Genomic DNA, 15,123 nt, shown 5'->3' on the forward strand with positions numbered 1-15,123 from the left:
TGTGCTCGCTCTGCATAAAGGCTGCGTTGTCGGGGCGCCCAGATCCAACACCGGGATCTGGGCGCCCCTCCGCGCCCTTGGCGAAGCTTGCGAGCCATAAATTGGCACTGCGAGCGAACAAATGGACTCGGATACCGCCTCGCCCTGATTCACAGGACAGGCCCTAGACCCCGGGGCCGATCTCGATCCGATTGAGGTCGGCCCCGTCCGGTATGTACTCCAGGGGCAGATCGAGGTACTGGATCGAGATGCCCGGAGGGACCGACCGGTACCCGACCATGTCGCCGCCGCCGAACGGGTCGCCCCACCCCGGCATGCCGCCGATGATCGCGCCCTCGCCGTCGCGGAACACGATCGCGATCTTCAGCGTCTCCTGGTAACCGAAGTCCTCGGCCGCCTCGACCCGGTAGGTGATCCGGTACCCCTCGGGGCTGAACAGCGGCTCGACGTCCACCATGTCGATCTCCGCGCGGCCGCGCGACCGCTCCTCGATCGAGTACAGATTCGACCCGGCGCTCGAGGTCCCCGCCGGAGGGTCCCACATGTAGACGTCCTCGGCCACGAGGTCGAGCGTGCTCTCGTCGATGTCGCCGGCCCGCGCCAGCAGCATGTAGCCCACCGGCACCGATGCCCCCGCCGGGATGAAATCGAGGTAGACCCGCTCGAGCGTGAACGTCGCCCCCTCCTCGTCGGTGCCCACCACCGCGAGCGTGCTCGGCATGACTATGGAGTCCTGCGGATTCCGGATGACCGCCCCGAGCCCCAGGCGCTCCACGCCCTGCGGGTCGGTCACCCTCCCGAAGCCGAACTCGACGATCTCGAGCGAGGCGGGAACCGTGGAGTACTCGCTCTCGAAGCGCTGGGACTCCTCATCGCCATCCAAAAGGGACAATTCGTCGACCTCGGTGACGGCCGAGTCCCGGTCCGGCCCCGTCTCGATCGCCACGACCAGCAACAGGATCGCCGCGCCGAGGGCGACCCCGAACGGCAGCCGGGGGAGATGCTCGGTGCGGCGGTGCACTCGAGCGGCGAACCCGCGCAGCGAGTGCGCGTTGTCGGCGATCCAGCGAATCGGGCGCATAGAGGGGGTCCTTCGTGAGAACGCTACACTGGTGTTCTCAACGGTATCAGTCTGATCCCAGGGAGTCATGGTGTCGCACGCCCCGGTGCCCGAGCCGGATGCGGAGATCACCATCGACCTCGACGGTGAGATCGAACCGGAGAGGACTCCGCCGCGACGCCGCATCCCCAACGCCGCCTTGGCCTTCACCGCCGCCCTCGTCATGCTCGCCGCCGGAGGCGTGGCGGCGGCCAAGTGGCTGCCCGACCGCGAACCGGCCGGCGAGGAGGCCGTCAGGTCCTTTCTGGAGGCCGTTCGGGCGGGCGATGTGGATGCCGCGCTCGCGCTGGCCGGGGAGACCGGCGGCTCGGAGCAGTTCCTCGTTCCGGAGGCCCTCGACGGCCGCTGGGACATCGTCGAGGTCGCCCAGGTCGCCTACGACGAGCACCCGCGAAAGGGCATATCGGGTGAGGAGCCGGACGCCACGGCGGAGGTGTACGCCGAGATCGAGGCGTACGACGGCACGCGGCTCGGCTACCGATACGAGGTGTCCCTCGGCGAGGGCGGCCCGGTCATCGTCAACGCGCTCGGACACGCCAGCTACGACATCAGCGGCTTCCGGGAGCTCGAGCTCAACGGGTACACCGCCGACTTGGGCTTTGAGACGCACGTGCTGCTGTTCCCCGGCCTGTACGAGCTGGACGAGTCGCAGCCGGTGACCCTGGACCTCGGCCTGTACCCGGTCCTGGCGCTCGGCGACCAGTTCATCGCGCTCGGCGGCGACTACGCGAGCCACTGGCTTCCGGCGGCGTGGCCGCAGGTGTCGGCGACGGGGCGGGAGGTCCTCGACGAGGCGGTCCGGGAGTACCTCGACTACTGCGCGCCGCATGCGCACGTCGAGGGCTGCCCGTTCGGGCCGCCGCCGGAGGACGACCGCATCGCGATCCCGGACGACGCGTCGTGGGAGATCACGGCGTATCCGAAGGTGAGCGCGAGGTACACCTACACGACGGGCGATGTCGAGCAGTCCTTCGCACTGTTCACCACGCAGCCCGGCTCGGTCGAGGTGGCGGCCGTGGTCACCGGGGCGGACGGCGGCGAGCGGCGGACCACGCTGAGCTGCGGCATCTGGATGGAGGGGACCTATGCCGAGTTCGACGCGGACGGCGGCGTGACCCTCACGCGGGGGTCCGAGGCGGACCAGGCCTGCCGCGCGATGCTGGAAGTCGAGTGAGGGGCGCGGGCGGCCCGTTCGCGCCCGTGCCGCCCAATGAGGGCCGCCGGCCGGCGCCACTCAGTCGATGTGAATGACGCAGTCGCAGTCGATCCAGGCGTGGGTGTCGCATTCACCGGTGTGCGTGATGGAGTAGTGAGCCTTGCTCTCCGACGCCCACAGCGATGCGGGGCTGGTCGGAATCTCGGGCGAGGGTTGCTCGCCGGGCAGGTCCTCTTCTGCCGTCTTGATAGAGACGGTCTCCACTTGCTGGGCCATTAGCTGTCATGCTCCGTTCGTTTAACGAGCTAAACGCAGGAGATGCTCGTATGGTTTCGGGCTTGAGAGCAGTCTCACAGCGCACTCGCATCGACCAGGGTAGCGCTCCCGTGCGATGGTCATGTACCGCGTTTTGCGCGGCGGGGTCGCTTGGGGGCGCCGTCTACCAGGAGGATTTCCATATAACCGGCAATTCACTCATGTGATCGATCTCTCTGAGTCGCACATGCGACACCCCGATTCACCTGTAAGTGGTGGGGGAATCCCGGGCCGAAGCACTCCGTGCGCGGAAACCGGACACGGAGGACGGGCCGCCCAGGGCGGGGGTCGGGGCCGCCGCGAGCCTCCGGCCGGACGCCGAGCGGGCCGGGCGGGAATTTTCCGGGGCGTCGGCGGGTTGCTCAGATCGAGGACCAGAACCAGGGCCGGAAGCGGGCCGCTTCGCCGATCGCCCGCCCGACCGTCCAAGCATCGCCAAGGTGGGGAACTGACACCATGAAGCAGGACATTCACCCGGACTACGGCTATGTCGTCTTCCGCGACAAGGGCGCCGACTACTCCTTCCTGACCAGGTCGACCCTCACGTCGGACGAGACGACCGAGTGGGAGGACGGCAACACCTACCCGGTGGTCGACGTCCAGATCTCCTCGGCCTCGCACCCGTTCTGGACCGGCAAGAGCCGCGTCCTGGACGACGAGGGCCGCGTCGCGAAGTTCTACAAGAAGTACGGCAAGACGCCCAAGGAGTAGGGCGCCGCAGCCGACAAGGACGAAGGGAGCCTCCCGGCACCGGAGGCTCCCTTTTTCGCGTCTGCATGCAGAATATACCCTATATTCTATAGCCTATAGGCTCTTTAGCCGCCGGAAGTGTCGAGCTCCGCTCCCTCCGGAACGGTGCAGTCGTCGCGGTCGTCCAGCCAGCCCTCCGGCAGCGTCACCTTCCCGGGGCTGTTCGTGCGGCCCCGCGGCTTGCCCAGCGCCGACTCGGGGAACGGCGCGTCGGCGTCGAGCTTGCCGAGCAGGTCGTCGAGCTCGGCCAGGCTCGAGACCATCGCCAGCGACCGCCGCAGCTCCCCGCCCACCGGGAAGCCCTTGAGGTACCACGCCACGTGCTTGCGGAACTCCTTGCAGCCGTGCTCCTCGGCCGGGATGTTGCGCCTGGTCTCGTACGTCTCGGCAGAGGCGATCCAGTCCACCAGCAGCGCCGCGTGCCTGGACATGACCTGCGCGACCTCGCCGAGCGTCGGCAGCCGCCGCTCGAAGCCGCCCTCACGCCCCTGCCCGCCGGCCGCGGAACGGCCCCTGAAGGCCGCCTCCAGGTCCCCGAACAGCCACGGCCGCCCCAGGCACCCGCGCCCGACCACGACGCCGTCGCAGCCGGACTCCTCGACCAGACGCAGTGCGTCGTCGGCCTCCCAGATGTCGCCGTTGCCGAGCACCGGAATCTCCAGCGCCGCCTTCAGCGAGGCGACGGCCTCCCAGTCGGCGGTGCCCGAGTACCGCTCGGCGGCCGTGCGGCCGTGCAGCGCCACCCACGCCACCCCGGCGTCCTCGGCGATCCTCCCCGCGTCGACGTACGTGAGGTGCTCGTCGTCGATGCCCTTGCGCATCTTCACCGTGACCGGGATCCCCGCCTGCGCGGCGGTGTCGACGGCGGCGGTCACGATCTGGCGGAACAGCTCCCGCTTCCACGGCAGCGCCGAACCCCCGCCGCGGCGGGTGACCTTCGGCACCGGGCACCCGAAGTTCAGGTCGATGTGGTCGGCCAGGTCCTCCTCGGCCACCATCGCGACGGCCCGGCGCATCCCGTCCGGGTCCACGCCGTACAGCTGGAGACTCCGCGTCTCCTCCTCGGCGTCGAACTCGATGAGCCGCATCGTCTTCGGGTTGCGCTCGACGAGCGCGGCGGCGGTGATCATCTCGCACACGTAGATCCCGGCGCCCTGCTCGCGGCAGAGTTTGCGGAACGGCAGGTTGGTGATGCCGGCCATCGGGGCCAGCACCACCGGCGGATCCACGGGCTTGCCCGCGAGTGAGAGCTGCTTGGTCACCGGTCGATTATCCCCGCGAGCCCCGCCCGCTCCAAGTCGAGGGCGATCGAGGCGTCGACCGGTCTCGTTTCCGCTTGGTGTGCGCTGCCTACTCCAAGTCGAGTGTCACCGAGGCGTCGAACGGCCGCCCCTGGACGGTGTAAGCGCCGCCGTAGGCGAAGCCCTCGCCGCCGACCTCGGCGCCGCTCGGGAGCGCCGCCTTCCCGACCAGATACGTGTGGAGCGCCTTGCCCTCGAAGTCGGAGACGAGCAGGACCGTGGCGTTGCCCGCATACCCCTGGACGTCGAGCGCCGGCGTCTCGGAGGCGCAGACCGCGTCGGTCAGGCGCGCGTCGGTCAGCTCATTGACGACCTCGCCGCCCGAGACCCAGCGCACCGCCGAATCCCCGCGGCTCGTCGCGATGAACTGCCCGCTCTGCGCCCCCACCACCAGGCAGGTCGGGTTCGGGCCGACCTCGACGGCGGCGGTCTCGGACAGTGCGGCGTCGAGCTCGTGGACGACGCCGTCGCCGGTCGCCACGGCGAAGGTCTCGCCGTTCACGGCCACGTCCGCCACGCCGCCCTCGAAGGCGACGGGCTCGGAGGCGGCGGCCTCGAAGGCGAACTCGGCGCCCTCGATGTGCTTCGCGGCCAGGCCGGTGAGGACGGCGGTCAGGTCGACCGTGACGGCCTCGCTCTCGCTGAGCGAGCCGATCAGCGCATAAGCGGCGGTGGCCACGGTGTCGGCGTGCGCGTCCTCCTCGACGGTGGTCCGGCCGGTGTCCATCGAACCGGACGAGTCCGACCAGGCGTCCACCGAGGTGGGCGCGGTCAGCGGCAGCGCGACCTGCCCGACGACCTCGGCCGTCCCGAAGTGCCCCGGGTTCGGCAGCCCCGGATAGGGCTCGGACCAGCTCGAGTTGTAGGACCCGGCCTTGTCGGCCAGCGCCACCACGACCAGCGCGCCGGTCTGGTCCGCCGGGTTCCACGTGGTGACGAGCGCGAGCTCGTTGCCGTCGGTCAGGGCCACGTCGGTCGGGACCAGGCCCTCGGGCAGCTGGAGGCAGGTGCCGCCCTGCGCGCCGCTGATGCCCGTGGTGGCGAGGATGCCGCTGGAGAAGGCGATGACGGCGTGCGCGTTGATCTCGCCGCTCTGCTCGGGGCGCGCCAAGGCGACCGGCGCGCCGAGCTCGCCGCCGAGGCCCGCGACGCAGTCCGCGGTGGAGCCGTCGGTGAGCTCGAGCTCGGGGACGCCCTCCTCGGAGAACCGGCCCCCCGGGCGCGGGGCGATGCCCAGCGCGTCGTCGGTGGACTCCAGGACGGAGACGTGGTCGATCCCGGAGAGCTCGGCGTCGTCGGCGAGGTAGGCGAGCTGGCCCTGGACGCTGCGGTCGGCGTCGCCGAACAGCGGCTCGGCGGTGACGGCGTCGCCTTCGACGGCCGGGACCTCCTCGGAGGCGCCGTTCTCGCCGGGCGTGCCGTAGCGGTACTCGAACCACTCGGCGGTGCCCACGGCACCGGCCAGCTCGGCGTAGCGCTCGGCGTCGAGGCCCTCGCTGCTCGCCTTGCCATCGCTGGAGGTCTCGCCGCCGCCGTCGTCCTCGCCGTCATCCGACGGTTCGCTGGCGGGCGGCCCGCCGAGCATGATGACGATGGCGATGATGAGGCCGAGGGTGATGATCCCGCCGATGCCGTAGATCGCGTAGCGGACGCCCGCGTGCGTCGGCGGCGCGGGCTTGGTCTGCGAGCGCGGCGGCTCGGGTTCGGCCGCGGCAGGCTCGGGCGGGGGAGGCTCGGATATCGGGGGCGCGGGGGCCTGCGGCGACGCCTGGTACGGGTCGGCCCCGTACGGGTCGGCCTGCTGCGCGCCGCGGTACTGGTCCTGCCGCCCGCCCTGGTAGGTGCCCGTCTGGTACGGATCGGGCGCGAAGGTCTCGGCCGCGGACCCGGCGGCCTGGTACGGCTCGGAGCCGTACGGCGCGGCGTTCGGGTTCGGCTGGTACGACTGCTCGGCCGGTGCCGGGGGCTCCGGCTCGGCGACCGCCGGTCCGGGCCACGGCGGGGCGCCCGGGGAGCTCTGGGCGCTGTTCCAGCCGCCGTTGCGGGCCTGCTGGCTGATCCAGTCCTGGTTCTCCCGCGGCGGCCACTCGCCGCTCATGTCCGGCGCCTCGCCCCACTGCTGCTGGCGCGGCACCTCGGGTTCGACCGGCGGGGGAGGGGGAGGGAGGTCGGGAGTCCGGTTCGGCAGCGGCGCGTCCGCGGTGAGGTCGGCGAAGTCGCCGGACGTCGGCGCGGGTTCGTGAGCGGCAGCCTCCACCGGATCGTCTTCCGGCAGAGCGGAAGGCAGATGCCCCACCCCGCGCGCGGTGATGCGGGGAGGATTGGTGGGTGTGGCCGCCGGTTCGCTGGCCGGAGGCCAGGAGGGCGGCTGCTCGGGCGTTGGGTCCGGCATGATAGGCGACTCTAGCGGATTGAGCTGTGCAACCGCGCGGCGTGGTCGGCACACCATCGACTGAGGAACATGGTAGGGCGCCTCGGCCTGCCGGAAGCGTTCTGCGGCATGCGGTCATGGGCACGGCACGGCGCATGACGCTCTGAAAGCGTTCCGTGACATGACGATCACTCATGCCTTGCGGCCGCGAGTCTCACACGGTTCGGCGGCGGCGGCCGAAGCGTCGGCGCCAGGGGGCAGAATGGTGGAGTCTTCGAAGTGAGGTGAATAGTGGCGGGCCGGATCCGAGACGCTGACATCCAGCTGGTGCGCGAACGCGTCGACATCGCCGAGGTGATCGGGGAGCGAGTCACACTGCGCAACGCCGGTGGCGGCAATCTCAAGGGGCTGTGCCCGTTCCACGACGAGCGCTCGCCGAGTTTCAACGTCACGCCCGCGCGCGGCGTCTACCACTGCTTCGGCTGCGGCGTCGGCGGTGACGCCATCACGTTCCTCACCGAGCTCGACGGGCTCACCTTCGTCGAGGCCATCGAGCGCCTCGCGGCCCGCGCCGGCCTCAAACTGACCTATGAGGACATCGACGGCCGCGTCCGGCGCGGCCCCTCCGGCCAGCCCGGCCTCAAGCAGCGGCTGCTCGAAGCCCACACCGCCGCGGCCCTCTTCTACACCGGCCAGCTGGTCGAGCCCGAAGCGCAGATCGCCCGCCGCTTCCTCGCCGACCGCGGCTTCGACCGCGACGCCGCCGCCACCTTCGGCTGCGGCTACGCCCCCGACGCCTGGGACGCCCTCACGAAGCACCTGCGCGCCAAAGGCTTCACCGCCGAGGAACTGACCGGCGCGGGCCTGGCCAAGCCCAGCCGCACCGGCAACCTCATCGACCGCTTCCGCCGCCGCCTCGTCTGGCCCATCCGCGACTCCTCCGGCTCGACGATCGGCTTCGGCGCCCGCAAGCTCTTCGAGGACGACCAGGGCCCGAAGTACCTCAACACGCCCGAGACGCCGCTCTACAAGAAGTCCCAAGTGCTGTACGGCATCGACCTGGCGCGCAGGGAGATCGCCAAGACCGGGCGCGTGGTCATCGTCGAGGGCTACACCGACGTCATGGCCTGCCACCTCGCCGGAGTCCCGGTCGCGGTCGCCACCTGCGGCACCGCGTTCGGCGCCGAGCACATCCGCATCCTGCGGCGGTTCCTGTTCGACTCCGAGAGCGCGAACGGGCGCATCGTCTTCACCTTCGACGGCGACGAGGCCGGGCAGCGGGCCGCGCTCAAGGCCTTCGACGAGGAGCAGCGGTTCGTCTCCCAGACCTACATCGCCGTCACCCCCGACGGCCAGGACCCGTGCGAGCTGCGCCAGCACCGCGGCGACGCGGCGGTGCGCGAGCTCATCGAGCGGCACACGCCGCTGGTCCAGTTCGCGCTCGACCGCGAGATCGCCAAGCACGACCTCGACACCGCCGAAGGCCGCCTCCACGCCACCCGCGCCATCGCACCGCTCCTGGCCCGCGTCAAGGACCGCGGCCTGGTCGACGAGTACATCGGCGACTACGCCGGGCGCCTGGGCAAGGAGAAGGCCGAACTGCGCCGCGCCGTCGCGGGGGCCGGGGCCGACCGGCCCGCCGAGCAGGTGCCCGCCCCCAGGCGCAGCCGCGACGCCGACTCGACGCAGCTGCGCGCCCAGCGCGAAGTGCTCAAGCTGGCGCTCCAGGCCCCGCAGGTGGCCGGGCCGTACTTCGACGTCGTCGACGCCACGCCGTACAGCGACCCGAACTACCGGGCGGTGCGCGAGGCGGTCGAGGCCGCCGGGGGAGCGGCGAAGGCCGCCGCGGGGGCGAACTGGATCGCCGCCGTGTCCGGCGCCTGCACCGAGATCGCGGCGCAGGCGCTGGTGAACGAGCTGGCCGTGGAGGAGCTGCGGCTCGACCGCGAACCCGACGCGGTCTATGTGCGCACCTTGCTCGCCCGCATCCAGCGCCCGGTCGTCGAGGCCGAGGTCGACGACCTCAAGCGCCGCCTGCAGCGGATCAACCCGAGCACCGACAAGGACGAGTACATGAGCCTGTTCGGCAAGCTCATGGGCCTGGAGCAGCACGCGCGCTCGCTGCGTGACCAGGCCGCGAACGCCGTGGAATAGCGACGCTCGCCGCCATGCGAAGGACGCACCACTTCTGCCGGATATTGGTGCGTGAATGATCGAAATATGGTGCTGATGGTCGACATCATTTGGTGTATGATCGGCTCATGACGAGGTTTACCGTGGATATCGATGAGGAGTTGCTGGCGGGCGCCCAGCGAGAGCTTCACACGGACACGAAGGTGGCGACGCTGAACGAGGCACTGCGGCTCGCGGCCGAGCGCGCGAAGGTGCGAGAGGCGATCGCAGAGCTCGACTCAGTCGAGCTCGACCTCTCTGGGAGTGAACGGTCGTTTCGGTTCAACGGCGGGCGAGATCTCGGTGGGTTGGCCGAGCGCGCCAGGCGGGAAGCGGCGGAAGCCGAGGAGTCGTAGTGTCGGCGGAGATCTACCTGCTCGACACTTCGGCCTGGGTCCACCGGATATTGAACGAGACGGTGCGTCGACGGGTCGACGAGCTCTGGCTCGCCGGCAGAGTCGCCACCTGTCACATGGTGGTCGCGGAAGTCCTCAACAACGCCCAGGACAAGCGGTCTTACAAGTCGCTGCAGCGTTCGCTGATCGCAGCTCGATGGCTGCCCGTCACCGAAGCGTCGATGGACAGGGCCTTGGAAGTCCACACAGCTCTGGCGGAGAAGGCGCAGCACCGCCACTTCTCCCTGCCCGACCTGTTCATCGCGGCCACGGCCGAACTCGCCGGGGCAACCATGCTGCACTACGACTCCGATTACGACAGGATCGCCGCGGTCACCGGTCAGCCGACCGAATGGGTCGCGCCTCGAGGCAGCCTCTGAAACGCGCCGAAGCCGTGAAACCGAGGAAGGCCGCCCATGTGCCGTGGGCGGCCTTCCTCGCGATCGGTGTCCGTCACAGCGCCTTGGCCGGTTGCGGGTTCCGGAGCGGTTCCCCGTTGCGGTGGAGTTCGGTGAGGGCTTCCTTCCAGGACCGGATCAGGCCGGTCTCGTGGTAGGGGATGCCCTTCTCCTCGCAGAACTCGCGCACGATCGGCTGGGCCTTGCCCAGGTGCGGCGAGGGCATGCCCGGGAACAGGTGGTGCTCGATCTGGTAGTTCAGGCCGCCCATGGCCGCGTCGATCACTCGGCCGCCGCGCACGTTCCGCGACGTCAGGACCTGCTTGCGCAGGAAGTCCAGTTCCTGCTTGCCGGCGAAGGTCGGCATGCCCTTGTGGTTCGGCGCGAAGATCGAGCCCATGTACAGGCCCCACAGGGCCTTGTGCACGAGGATGAACACGATCGCCTTGCCCGGCGAGAGCACCAGGAACACGCCTGCCGTGTACGCGATGAAGTGGACCGCCAGCAGCGACGCCTCCAGCGCCCGGTGCTTCAGGCCCGGCTTGAGGACGGATTTGATGCCCGACCAGTTGAGGTTGAGGCCCTCCAGGGTGAGGATCGGGAAGAACAGCTGCGCCTGGTACTTGCCGAAGAACCGGTCGATCCCCTGGGCGATGCCCGCTTGGCGCTTGGACCAGACGAACAGGCCCGGGGAGACGTCGGGGTCGAGCTCCTCGTGGTTGGGGTTGGCGTGGTGGCGGGTGTGCTTGTCGTTCCACCAGCCGTAGCCCATGCCGTTGGCGAGGTTGCCGGTGAAGAACCCGGTGCGCTCGGAGGGAGTGCGGGTGCGGAAGACCTGCCGGTGCGCGATGTCGTGGCCCAGCAGCGCCACCTGGGCGCTGACGACGGCGAGGACGACGGCGGTGAGCATCTGGAGCCAGGTGTCGCCGATGAGCGCGAAGCTCACCCAGGTGCCGACGTACAGGGCGCCGATGAGGCTGAACCGGAGCACGTAATAGCGGGGGCGGCGGCGCATGAGGCCGGCTTCGTTGATGCGGCGGTTCAGCTCGGCGAAGTCACTGCCGGTTTTGGCGGGTCGTTCGGTCAATGCGGTTGGCATTGGCACTCCCATTGTTCAGTCGAGTGATCGCACGTGGTGTTCAGCGTTCCCAGACCGAAGGACGTCATAACAGGGTGCGATCGGCCGTGTCGATTCCGAGACATCTGGTTTCGCTCCTTTAAGCCTGCCCTGACGGGCACTGTCCTGTCGCTACCGCTGGCCCGTCAATCGGGGTAGTGCTAACCCCACCCCCCGGCGTGTCGCGCCGGTTTCCGGACTCCGATGTGCTAGCTGTGATGTCGGGAAATCGGGTCGCCGAATGTCGGCGCCTCGCTCTAGGCTCGACGCATGCCGCTAGAAAACGAGATCTTGGTGCGTGCGCGCGACCTCCGCAAACGGTACGGGGACCACGAGGCCGTCAGGGGCGTCGACTTCGAGATCCAGCGGGGGGAGGCCTTCGGCTTCCTCGGCGCGAACGGCGCCGGCAAGTCCACCACGATGCGGATGATCGGCTGCGTCTCCGAGCCCAGCGGCGGCCACCTCGAGGTCTTCGACCGCGACCCGCACACCGACGGCCCGGCCATCCGCGCCCGCCTCGGCGTCGTCCCCCAGGACAACACGCTCGACACGATGCTCACGGTGTTCGAGAACCTCACCGTCTACGCCGGGTACTTCGGCATCAAGCGCAAGGAGGCCCGGGCCAAGGCCGCCGAGCTGCTCGAGTTCGTGCAGCTGACCGCCCGCTCCGGCGACCAGGTCAACGACCTCTCCGGCGGCATGCAGCGCCGCCTGGCCATCGCCAGGTCGCTCATCAACGCCCCCGACCTGGTGATCCTCGACGAGCCCACCACCGGACTCGACCCGCAGGCCCGCCACCTCGTCTGGGAGCGCCTGTTCCAGCTCAAGCAGCAGGGCGTCTCGATCCTGCTGACCACCCACTACATGGACGAGGCCGAGCAGCTGTGCGACCGGCTCGTGGTCATGGACGAGGGCCGGATCATCGCCCAGGGCTCCCCGCGCGAGCTCATCGACACCTACGTCACCAAGGAGGTCGTGGAGCTGCGCTTCGGCGGCAAGCACACGACCGCTCTCGCCGAGATCGCCCGCGGCCTCGACGGCATCGGCGGCCAGATCGAGCCGCTGCCCGACCGGATCCTCGTCTACACCGACGACGCCGACGACACCGCCGCCGCACTTGAGGCCCGCGAGATCCGCCCCACCTCGATGCTCGACCGCCGCGCCACCCTCGAAGACGTCTTCCTGCGCCTGACCGGCCGGGCCCTGGTGGAGGACGAGGCATGACGGCCACCGCCGCGGCCTGGCGGGCCTTCGGGCTCCAATGGGCCCTGTACCGCCACATCTGGCACGGCACCGTGTTCTCCTCGGTGCTCCTGCCGATCCTCTACATGATCAGCATCGGGATCGGCGTCGGCTCCTACATCGACTCGGACGCCACCGGCGGGATCACCTACGCCGAGTTCATCGCCCCGGGCCTGATCTGCTCGGTGGCGGTCATGATGCTCGGCAACGACATGGTCTATCCCGTCTTCGGCGGCTACCAGGAGTGGGGCGGGGCCTACCTCGCCCAGCGGGCCACGCCGCTGCGCCCGGTCGACATGCTCAACGGGCACCTTTTGTACGCGGTGGCCTTCCGCCCGCTCACCGCCTGCACGCTCGTGGCGGTCGTGCTCGCGTTCTTCGGCGTCTACGCCTCGGCGTGGGCGGTGCTGGCCGTGGTCGCCTCGGTGCTCGTCTCGGCGTCGATCGCGCCGTGGCTGTTCGCCTGGTGCTCCAGCCTGAAGAACGACGCGATGCTCAACGCGGTCTTCCGCTTCGCGATCATGCCGATCACGCTGTTCTCGGGCGTGTTCTTCCCGGCCGAGCAGATGCCGGGCTTCCTCCAGCCGCTGGTGTGGGTCTCCCCGCTGTGGCACGGCACCGAGCTGGCCAGAGCGGCCACCGCCGGTGTCGCGCCCGCGCTGCCGCCGGCCGCCCACATCGCCTATCTCGCCCTGCTCGCCGTCGGCGGCTGGTTCGCCGCCAGGCGCGTCATCGTCCGACGCCTGTCCTTCTAGGAGCATCAGTGTCCGTCATCTCCTACGGCCTCGTCCGGGCCCGCCTCGAGCCCTCGGGCTCCATGCTCGCCCGCAACTGGGTGGCCATGCGCCGCGCCTGGGTCCTGGTGGTCTCCGGTGGCGTCGAGTCGCTGCTGTTCCTGTTCGCGTTCGGCTTCGGCGTGGGCTCCATGGTCGGCGACATCACCCTGCCCGACGGCACCGTCATCTCCTACACCTCGTACGTGGCGCCCGCGATCCTGGCCAACGCGGCCATGATGGGGACCTTGCTGGAGACGTCCATCAACGTGTTCGCGAAGTTCAAGTGGATGAAGGTCTACGACGGCATCCTCAACACCCCGATGCGGCCCGGCGACGTCGCGCTCGGCGAGGTGTGGTGGGCGCTCATCCGCGGCGGCATCTACGTGGGCATGTTCGTGATCGCCATGGGCGCCTTCGGGCTCCTCGACTCGTGGTGGTCGCTGCTGGCCGTGCCCGCCAGCGTGTTCATCGCGCTGGCCTTCTCGGGGATCGGCCTGACCCTGGCGACGTTCTTCCGCGAGTGGACCGACTTCGACTGGATGATGGCCGTGGTGTTCGCGATGTTCCTGTTCGGCGGGACGTTCACGCCGGTGGAGGCCTACCCGGGCTTCGCGCAGCCGATCGTCTACGTCATGCCGCTGTACCACGGGATCGAGCTGGTGCGCGGCCTCAGCCTGGGCGACTTCAGCCCGATGATGGTGGTGAACGTGCTGTACCTCGTGGCCCTCGCGGTCGCCGGGACGTGGTTCGCCCAGCGGCGGCTGGCCAAAGCCCTCTACAAGTGATGAGGGTCGCGGCCCGATAAGGTGGGCGCGTGAGAACCCTGCTGCGACTGTCCCTGGTCGTCATGCTGGCCGGCGCGTCCGCCTTGGCCCCCGCCTCGGCCGCCCACGCCGCCGACGAGCCGCGAGTGCTGGCGCTGACCGCCGGCCACAGCGACGACGAGACCGTCGAGTTCGCGCTCGAACGCCTCGCCATGGAGGCGCGGCGCTGGAACTTCGAGCTGGTCGAGGGCGAGCCGTCCGACGTCGAGGACCTCTCCGGCGTCGACGTCGTCATGCTCCTGGACACCGAGGGCGACGTCTTCGACGCGGGCCAGGAGGCGGCGCTCCAGGACTTCGTCGAGGGCGGCGGCGGGCTCGTCGCCACGCATTCGGCCGCCGTCACCGAACCGGACTGGGCGTGGTGGGGCGAGACGCTCGGCGCGACGGCGACCGGCGAGCCGATCGAGCCGGCCACCGAGAAGCCCATCAGCTTCAACGACGGCTCGCCGATCACCGACGGCCTCGACGAGGAACTGAAGCTGACCGAGCGCTGGTACTACTTCGATCCCGAGCCCAGCGAGACCGGCCAGAACATCCTGGCGACCCTCGACTCCGGCGACCCGGCGGCGTGGAACTCCAAGGACCTGAAGGTCTTCTACTCCGTGGCGGGCGGCGACCACGAGAGCTGGGGCGAGCGCGACTTCCTCCAGCTGATCCGCCAGGCGATCTGGTGGGCCGCCGGCGAGGAGCGCGCGCTGGTGCAGAACGCCGACGACGCCGCCCCGGCGTGGCCGTACACGCTGACGTTCGTCCTGTTCGTGGCGGCGGTGGCCGGCGGCGGGTCGATCGCCGTGTGGCGCCTCGACCGCGCCGAGACCGCCCGCGCCGCCGAGGCGGGCACTGAGCGGGAGGCCGTGAGCGCCTAGATGATTGATTCCTAATGGTCGTAGGCCGTGAGGGAGCGGAGGACCGGTTGTCCGGTCCTCCAGTTGTTCCAGATGGCGGCGGTCAGGGCGAGGATGCGGGCGGCAACGCGAGCGAAGACGCCTTCGGTGGTGCGCCCGCCGTGGTCTTCGAGGGTGAGCTGGTCTTTCAATGTGTCGATGATCGCCTCGATGCGTTGTCGGACACCGCCGAGGCTGCCGTGTTTGAACGGTTCGTTCTTCTTGTCGGGGCGGGCGAAGACGATCTTCAGCTCGTTCATCGCTTGGTGCCATTCGCGGCCGTCGAAGCCCTTGTCACCGAT

The 15,123-nt window shown here is 69.8% G+C and carries 14 protein-coding genes and 1 pseudogene; 9 read left to right on the plus strand and 6 right to left on the minus strand.

Annotated features, from left to right (window positions below; all coding sequences use genetic code 11):
- Positions 1-163: 163 nt before the first annotated feature.
- Positions 164-1,081 (minus strand): hypothetical protein, encoded by a 918-nt coding sequence (locus tag H613_RS0104460; RefSeq protein WP_026922865.1) that lies wholly within the window; start codon positions 1,079-1,081, stop codon positions 164-166.
- 67 nt (positions 1,082-1,148) lie between these two features.
- On the opposite strand from H613_RS0104460, the gene H613_RS0104465 reads away from it, so the two are divergent.
- Positions 1,149-2,294: a hypothetical protein gene (locus tag H613_RS0104465; RefSeq protein WP_026922866.1), complete on the plus strand. Its 1,146-nt coding sequence runs from the start codon at positions 1,149-1,151 to the stop codon at positions 2,292-2,294.
- Positions 2,295-2,354: 60 nt separating this feature from the next.
- On the opposite strand, the gene H613_RS0104470 is transcribed toward H613_RS0104465, so the two are convergent.
- A complete protein-coding gene (locus H613_RS0104470; RefSeq protein WP_026922867.1) occupies positions 2,355-2,552 on the minus strand; it encodes a hypothetical protein in 198 nt (65 codons plus the stop codon).
- A gap of 495 nt (positions 2,553-3,047) precedes the next feature.
- Between H613_RS0104470 and H613_RS0104475 the strand changes: the two genes are divergently transcribed.
- Positions 3,048-3,302 carry a type B 50S ribosomal protein L31 gene (locus tag H613_RS0104475; RefSeq protein WP_026922868.1) on the plus strand — a complete coding sequence of 85 codons (255 nt, stop codon included), beginning with the start codon at positions 3,048-3,050 and terminating at the stop codon, positions 3,300-3,302.
- Between the two features lie 104 nt (positions 3,303-3,406).
- On the opposite strand, the gene dusB is transcribed toward H613_RS0104475, so the two are convergent.
- The gene (dusB, locus tag H613_RS0104480; protein WP_026922869.1) at positions 3,407-4,603 is read right to left on the minus strand and encodes a tRNA dihydrouridine synthase DusB; all 1,197 of its coding nucleotides are present in this window, start codon (positions 4,601-4,603) and stop codon (positions 3,407-3,409) included.
- Positions 4,604-4,691: 88 nt separating this feature from the next.
- A complete protein-coding gene (locus tag H613_RS24350) occupies positions 4,692-7,034 on the minus strand; it encodes a hypothetical protein (RefSeq protein ID WP_156925816.1) in 2,343 nt (780 codons plus the stop codon).
- Positions 7,035-7,304: 270 nt separating this feature from the next.
- On the opposite strand from H613_RS24350, the gene dnaG reads away from it, so the two are divergent.
- The 3 genes from dnaG to H613_RS0104500 all read left to right on the plus strand — a co-directional run bounded on the left by dnaG (position 7,305) and on the right by H613_RS0104500 (position 9,960).
- A complete protein-coding gene (dnaG, locus tag H613_RS0104490) occupies positions 7,305-9,167 on the plus strand; it encodes a DNA primase (RefSeq protein WP_026922870.1) in 1,863 nt (620 codons plus the stop codon).
- A gap of 107 nt (positions 9,168-9,274) precedes the next feature.
- On the plus strand, positions 9,275-9,541 hold the full coding sequence (locus tag H613_RS0104495; protein WP_026922871.1) for a type II toxin-antitoxin system VapB family antitoxin: 267 nt from the start codon (positions 9,275-9,277) through the stop codon (positions 9,539-9,541).
- Positions 9,541-9,960, plus strand: a complete 420-nt coding sequence (locus tag H613_RS0104500; RefSeq protein ID WP_026922872.1) for a PIN domain nuclease — start codon at positions 9,541-9,543, stop codon at positions 9,958-9,960. Before H613_RS0104495 ends, H613_RS0104500 begins: the two co-directional genes overlap by 1 nt.
- 73 nt (positions 9,961-10,033) lie before the next feature.
- On the opposite strand, the gene H613_RS0104505 is transcribed toward H613_RS0104500, so the two are convergent.
- Entirely contained in the window at positions 10,034-11,077 is a 1,044-nt protein-coding gene (locus H613_RS0104505) for a fatty acid desaturase family protein (RefSeq protein WP_035736003.1), read from the minus strand.
- A 288-nt stretch (positions 11,078-11,365) separates the two neighbouring features.
- On the opposite strand from H613_RS0104505, the gene H613_RS0104510 reads away from it, so the two are divergent.
- Genes H613_RS0104510 through H613_RS0104525 form a run of 4 tightly spaced genes read left to right on the plus strand, consistent with a single transcriptional unit; the run spans position 11,366 to position 14,803 of the window.
- Positions 11,366-12,319: an ABC transporter ATP-binding protein gene (locus tag H613_RS0104510; RefSeq protein WP_026922874.1), complete on the plus strand. Its 954-nt coding sequence runs from the start codon at positions 11,366-11,368 to the stop codon at positions 12,317-12,319.
- A complete protein-coding gene (locus H613_RS0104515; protein ID WP_051392931.1) occupies positions 12,316-13,092 on the plus strand; it encodes an ABC transporter permease in 777 nt (258 codons plus the stop codon). Before H613_RS0104510 ends, H613_RS0104515 begins: the two co-directional genes overlap by 4 nt.
- Positions 13,093-13,100: 8 nt before the next feature.
- Positions 13,101-13,898, plus strand: coding sequence for an ABC transporter permease (locus H613_RS0104520; RefSeq protein WP_026922876.1), 798 nt, complete (start codon positions 13,101-13,103; stop codon positions 13,896-13,898).
- Between the two features lie 29 nt (positions 13,899-13,927).
- Positions 13,928-14,803, plus strand: a complete 876-nt coding sequence (locus tag H613_RS0104525; protein WP_026922877.1) for a ThuA domain-containing protein — start codon at positions 13,928-13,930, stop codon at positions 14,801-14,803.
- Positions 14,804-14,814: 11 nt separating this feature from the next.
- Here the strand turns inward: H613_RS0104525 and H613_RS0104530 are convergent.
- Positions 14,815-15,123 (minus strand): annotated as a pseudogene (locus tag H613_RS0104530) (IS982 family transposase); the annotation flags it as partial.

It is taken from the genome of Glycomyces arizonensis DSM 44726 (assembly GCF_000482705.1).
In the GTDB taxonomy this organism is placed as follows: Bacteria; Actinomycetota; Actinomycetes; order Mycobacteriales; family Micromonosporaceae; genus Glycomyces; species Glycomyces arizonensis.

Coding starts and splice junctions, on each gene's coding strand:
- H613_RS0104460 (WP_026922865.1), bottom strand. CDS start 1,081: ATGCGCCCGATTCGCTGGATCGCCGACAACGCGCACTCGCTGCGCGGG.
- H613_RS0104465 (WP_026922866.1), top strand. CDS start 1,149: ATGGTGTCGCACGCCCCGGTGCCCGAGCCGGATGCGGAGATCACCATC.
- H613_RS0104470 (WP_026922867.1), bottom strand. CDS start 2,552: ATGGCCCAGCAAGTGGAGACCGTCTCTATCAAGACGGCAGAAGAGGAC.
- H613_RS0104475 (WP_026922868.1), top strand. CDS start 3,048: ATGAAGCAGGACATTCACCCGGACTACGGCTATGTCGTCTTCCGCGAC.
- H613_RS24350 (WP_156925816.1), bottom strand. CDS start 7,034: ATGCCGGACCCAACGCCCGAGCAGCCGCCCTCCTGGCCTCCGGCCAGC.
- H613_RS0104495 (WP_026922871.1), top strand. CDS start 9,275: ATGACGAGGTTTACCGTGGATATCGATGAGGAGTTGCTGGCGGGCGCC.
- H613_RS0104505 (WP_035736003.1), bottom strand. CDS start 11,077: ATGCCAACCGCATTGACCGAACGACCCGCCAAAACCGGCAGTGACTTC.
- H613_RS0104510 (WP_026922874.1), top strand. CDS start 11,366: ATGCCGCTAGAAAACGAGATCTTGGTGCGTGCGCGCGACCTCCGCAAA.
- H613_RS0104515 (WP_051392931.1), top strand. CDS start 12,316: ATGACGGCCACCGCCGCGGCCTGGCGGGCCTTCGGGCTCCAATGGGCC.